We start from the raw sequence: 4,524 nt of genomic DNA, 5'->3' as shown, positions 1-4,524 counted from the left end.
ACATCTACTCTCCAGCGAGCGTGGGACTGTGGATGCTGGCCATGCTCGTCGCGCCCATCGTGGTCTGTACCGTCAAATGGCCATGGATCAAGTCGGGCAGCAGGTGAGCCCCGACTTGCATACGAGCCCGCGGGCTACCCCGTAGCACCTGGTCATCAATTGCGGGACAACCCTTAGGCCCGCGGGTCTGTGCTGGACAGGGGTTTGACCTGCGATTTTTCGGCCGCGAACATGCCATCCAGCGGCGGCCTCGCTCCGCCCCTACAGGGTGAGGCGCATGCCGTCGGCCGACGCAGGCCGGCCCCTACAGCGCATCGCCCCCGAGCTGAGCGGCGATGTCCTCGGCCCAGGCGATGGCGCGCTGCTCCTCGACCCAGGGGGCGAGGTCGTCCAGGCGGTCGCGCAGCCGCACGACTTCCCGGCCCGACAGGTACTCGACCGGGGTCGAGGTCCCGGCGCTGCCCGGCGACCTGGTGGCCCACCACGATGGCGCGCGCGAGGCGCTGCACGCGGCGGCGCTGCAGGATCCCTTCGAGGCCGGCGTGCGGGCCCCACAGATTCCGCAGCTCGTCCAGCAGCGGGTCGGTGACGGCGAGACCGGGACGGGTCCGCTCCAGCACGCCTGCGATGGTCTCGTCGTAGTCGCCGGCGAGCAGGGTGGAGACGGCGGCCAGCGGGAGGTCCAGCAGCGCCGTCCCGTCGTCCGGCTCGTCCAGGCCGTGGGTGGTGGCGGCGTCCAGCAGCGCGGCGGACAGCAGCAGCGCGGCCCGGCTCACGGTGTCGGCGGGGTCGGGTCCGAAGTCGAGCGGCTCCCACTCGCTGCGGCGGCGCTCCGCGTGCCAGCGCACAAGCCGGTCGCCCCACACCACGCAGCCGACCCACACCGACGGGAACGCCACGTCCATGAACACCCCGGGGTCGGTAGTCGGGGTTGCCACCCGCAGATGCTCGGTCGGTACCGGCAGCGACCCGGTCCGGTCCAGGTCGATCTTGTAGGCGTGGGGCAGACCCGGCATCACGTCCCGGGCGGCGTCGTCCGGCTCCCACACCGGCACCTCCATCAACCCGGCCCGTCCCTGGTACTCGCCACCGGTCACCAGCAGGACGTCATCCTGCCCCCAGGCCCCGCGCTCCGCCCCCAGCGCGAGCGCGACCGCGTCGACCGCGTCGACCAGGACGTCCACCCCGTCCTCACCACGGTGCCGCCCACGCAGCCCGGCCGCCAGGTGCCACAGCAGCCGCCCCAACGGCACCTCGTCCGGGCTGGCCCCGCCGAGCACCTCCAGCGCGGTCGCCACCGTGTCGACCACCTCGGCCCGCGCGTCCACCGCCGCGATCTCCAGCGCCCGCTCGTACGCCCAACCCCGCTGCTCCACAGCCGTCCTCCAACCCGTCGGTTTGCGGATCGTCGCACACCAGGCGGCGGGCCCGGGAGCGGACCTGACGCCTCATGAGCACCGCACGGGTGCTGGTCGGCGTTGGCTACGCCAGGGTGGCCACCGCGGCCCCGGTTCACCACCGCCGCCGGCCACGACGCCCACTTCCACGTGCTGCCTGAGCGTCGTCCCCACCGCCGAGGAACTCGCGGCGGTCGCCCAGCTCACCGTGATGCGGCGCGACACCAGACGGCCGGGCTGTGTACGGGCCCGGCCACCCGGAGGCTTCACCGTGCGCGCCCGACCGTGGGGGTGTTCATGCCGGGGGTGTGGAGCAGGCGCAGCCGCGCGCGGCAGGGCAGGGCGCAGCCGCTCCACCAAGCAGCCCAAGAGGAGAACCAGCTCCTCGTAGGGGCGACGCCGGCGGTCAACCGAGCCGAAACGGGAGCGGGACGTTGCACCTCCCACTCTCGAAATTTTTGTTTTGTGGGGTTCCGCAAACTTCGCGAATACAAGTCCTCGACGATAAAACTGCTAGTGCGAGGATCTGTGTACTCAGATGACGATGACATACCCAGGTACGACACCCCAGGAGACCGGGCAGCACCCGGACGAGGAGCTCTTCCGGCTCCTCAAGGACGCCGACTTCTGCGGGCCTCGGTTCGAGCTCTTCCGCGAGGACACGTGGCTCTACGCGCACGACGTGCTGTGCGGCTGGATGTACACCGGCGAAGTCGGAGCCCAGTGCGGCGTTGAACTGTGGCCGATGGAGCTGCAGATGCTTAACCGCAGCCAGGAGCTGCGCGAGGAACTCGCGGTGCAGACCGTGATGTCCGTGGCCAGCTGGTGGTTCGAGGAGGAGGACACCGGCCTGCGGTCCTGGGAGCCGGAGCGCGGGGCCGGGTTGCGGACCTTCTTCATCAGGCCCTGCAAGCTGGCTTTCAAGAACGCGGCACGTGCTTGGCGACGCGACCGTGAACGTCAACTCGGCGGCGACCTGAACCGGCTCACAGACCTACGCGCCAACAGCGGGAGCGCCGAGGAGGCCGTGCTCCTGCGCGACGTTTTGCGGCAAGTGATGGAGATCGCGAACCCGGTCCAGCAGAGCATCTGCTGGCACATCTACTCATCGGACCTCACCTATCAGGACATCGGCAAAAAGCTCGGCGGGATGACGGCCCGAGCCGTCGAAGGACAGATGCGGCGGTTGCGCAAGGAGGTGGCAGCCAAGGTGGAGACGGGCACGTTGAACGTCCCAACCCGGTTCGCCGCCCGCCCCGGACGATCGGCCAAGGACTGCTGATGCGCGCAGGCACTGGAGTCGGGCTGGGCATGCTCGCCCCCATCACCACCACGCTCGCCGGCGCGCCGCCGTTGCTGACAGCGTTCGTCCTCGTCCTAGCCGTCGGCGTGCTGATCGTGAACGGGGTCTTCCCCCAAGAGTCACAGCACCGGCTGGAGTGGTGGCGAGATCGCCGTTCCCACCGTGAGCGGCGCTGGCGGCATCGACGCCAGCGACGGGCACACAGAGCGCAGGCCACACCGTTACCACCGCAGGTTCCCCGTGCCCCCGACCGGGCGCAGGCCGTCTCGTCACGTTCGGACGATCCGTACGTACCGCCCGGTCCAGACGGATGACCGGCGGCGCGGGATACCCAGCTCAACTGTGCCGAGTCGGCGGATCCAGACGAAGCCAAGCCTGCAAAACGGTTCGGCTGGCTCCGCCTCCGGGTCTTAGCGTTGTCTCATGTCTTCCGACCCATGGGGCGACCTCGCCAGCTCGATCGCGGGGCTGTGCAACGTGTACGCCCGGTCTCAGGAACAGCACCACGGATTCCTCCCGGCCTCGCCAGCCGCACACGAGTCCGCCTCTGAGCCCTTCGCAGGCGAGTGGGCTCAGCACCCGAGCCGGAACGCGAACATGGCCGGCCTGCACCTCGCGTACCTCGCGATGGACCAGCTCGCCGGACTCGCGACACTGCTGACAACCGCCTCCCCATCGGTGACCGCGCCGTCCGTGATGGCGCGCAGCGTGTTGGAGACGGCGTCACAGGCCTACTACCTCCTCGATCCGGCGGCCGACGCTCTCGAGCGGATCCGACGGCAGCAGAACTACCGCTTGGTCGCGTTATGGGAATCCAGGAGGCTGCTCGATCCGGGCCAGAGCCGTGACCCTGCGGCGTCGCCGACCGCTGTCCGCAAAGCCGACGAGAAGATCGAGGTCATCCTCCGGACCGCCCCGAAGTTTGGGCAGTCGCCTCGCCGCTCGAAGGGCAACAGGTCGGTGCCCTTCATCGCGAGCACCGAGCACACCAAGGCAGTGCGCGCGATGCCGCTGATCGAGGACGTGGTTGGCGGAAACGGCGGACTGGGGTCTCTCGTATATCGGCTCGGATCTGCAGTAACTCACGGGCAGCAACACCGCATCACGCAGTTCTTCGAGCACATGGGCTCCCTGCTGGACCATACGCACGGCGACGCCTTCGGCCGCCTGGAGGCCTCCGCCAAGAAGACCTCCCTCTACCTGGGCGCTGCACCGGTCGCCGTCATGCGCATGCTGAGCCGCCTGTATGAACGCTTCGGCTGGCCGACGCAAGAGCTCGTTGCAGCCAACCGGAATGTTGCCCAGGTTTGGGGTCGGATCGCCGAAGTCCCGCTGAACACCGGGCAGTCGGTGGGCGCAGCGTTCCAGCCCGAAACCCGTGCCGAAACTCAGTAGATGGCTCGCCAATGGCTCCGGACACCCCTCCCGACTGTGCCAGGGCCACGCGGCTCACCGACTTCCGCAAGTCCCGCGAGCAGTCAGGCGATCTTGCCGACTTCGGCCAGCTCGCCTTCGGCCAGAGCGGCGCGCTCGAGGATCTCGGAGTGCAGGGGGCCCTTGCTCAGCTCATCGAGCACGATCCGGGCTACCTCCGGCGCGGCGGTGTACGTGCGACGGCCCTCGTTGCGGGCGAACGGCATCCGATTCCTGCCGACCGAGCGAGCTGCGCGCAGGGCGTGGTTGATACAGGTCCGATGGCGCTTGTAGGAGTCCGGGCCGCGGTCGGTGCTAGGGCCCGTGTGATGTTGTGATCAGCTGGGCGGTCGCACAAGGTCGTCTATCCAGATCATCGAGGCGCGGAGGTGAAGGCCTGCGAGGTAGCTC

The 4,524-nt window shown here is 69.1% G+C and carries 4 protein-coding genes; 2 read left to right on the top strand and 2 right to left on the bottom strand.

Translation table 11 applies throughout. The features are described from left to right. Positions 1 to 173: 173 nt before the first annotated feature. Positions 174 to 1,376, bottom strand: coding sequence for a hypothetical protein (locus tag IF30_RS0139860; protein ID WP_030247877.1), 1,203 nt, complete (start codon positions 1,374 to 1,376; stop codon positions 174 to 176). Between the two features lie 559 nt (positions 1,377 to 1,935). On the opposite strand from IF30_RS0139860, the gene IF30_RS0139855 reads away from it, so the two are divergent. Beyond that, entirely contained in the window at positions 1,936 to 2,679 is a 744-nt protein-coding gene (locus tag IF30_RS0139855) for a sigma-70 family RNA polymerase sigma factor (RefSeq protein WP_030247875.1), read from the top strand. A gap of 618 nt (positions 2,680 to 3,297) precedes the next feature. After that, on the top strand, positions 3,298 to 4,095 hold the full coding sequence (locus IF30_RS0139850) for a hypothetical protein (protein ID WP_030247873.1): 798 nt from the start codon (positions 3,298 to 3,300) through the stop codon (positions 4,093 to 4,095). An 83-nt stretch (positions 4,096 to 4,178) separates the two neighbouring features. Here IF30_RS0139850 and IF30_RS48460 read toward each other — a convergent pair whose 3' ends face one another. Beyond that, on the bottom strand, positions 4,179 to 4,340 hold the full coding sequence (locus IF30_RS48460) for a hypothetical protein (RefSeq protein WP_158835974.1): 162 nt from the start codon (positions 4,338 to 4,340) through the stop codon (positions 4,179 to 4,181). Between the last annotated feature and the right edge of the window lie 184 nt (positions 4,341 to 4,524).

Source organism: Streptomyces sp. NRRL S-350 (assembly GCF_000719705.1).
In the GTDB taxonomy this organism is placed as follows: domain Bacteria; phylum Actinomycetota; class Actinomycetes; order Streptomycetales; family Streptomycetaceae; genus Kitasatospora.
This window is presented reverse-complemented; position numbering and strand designations above follow the sequence as displayed.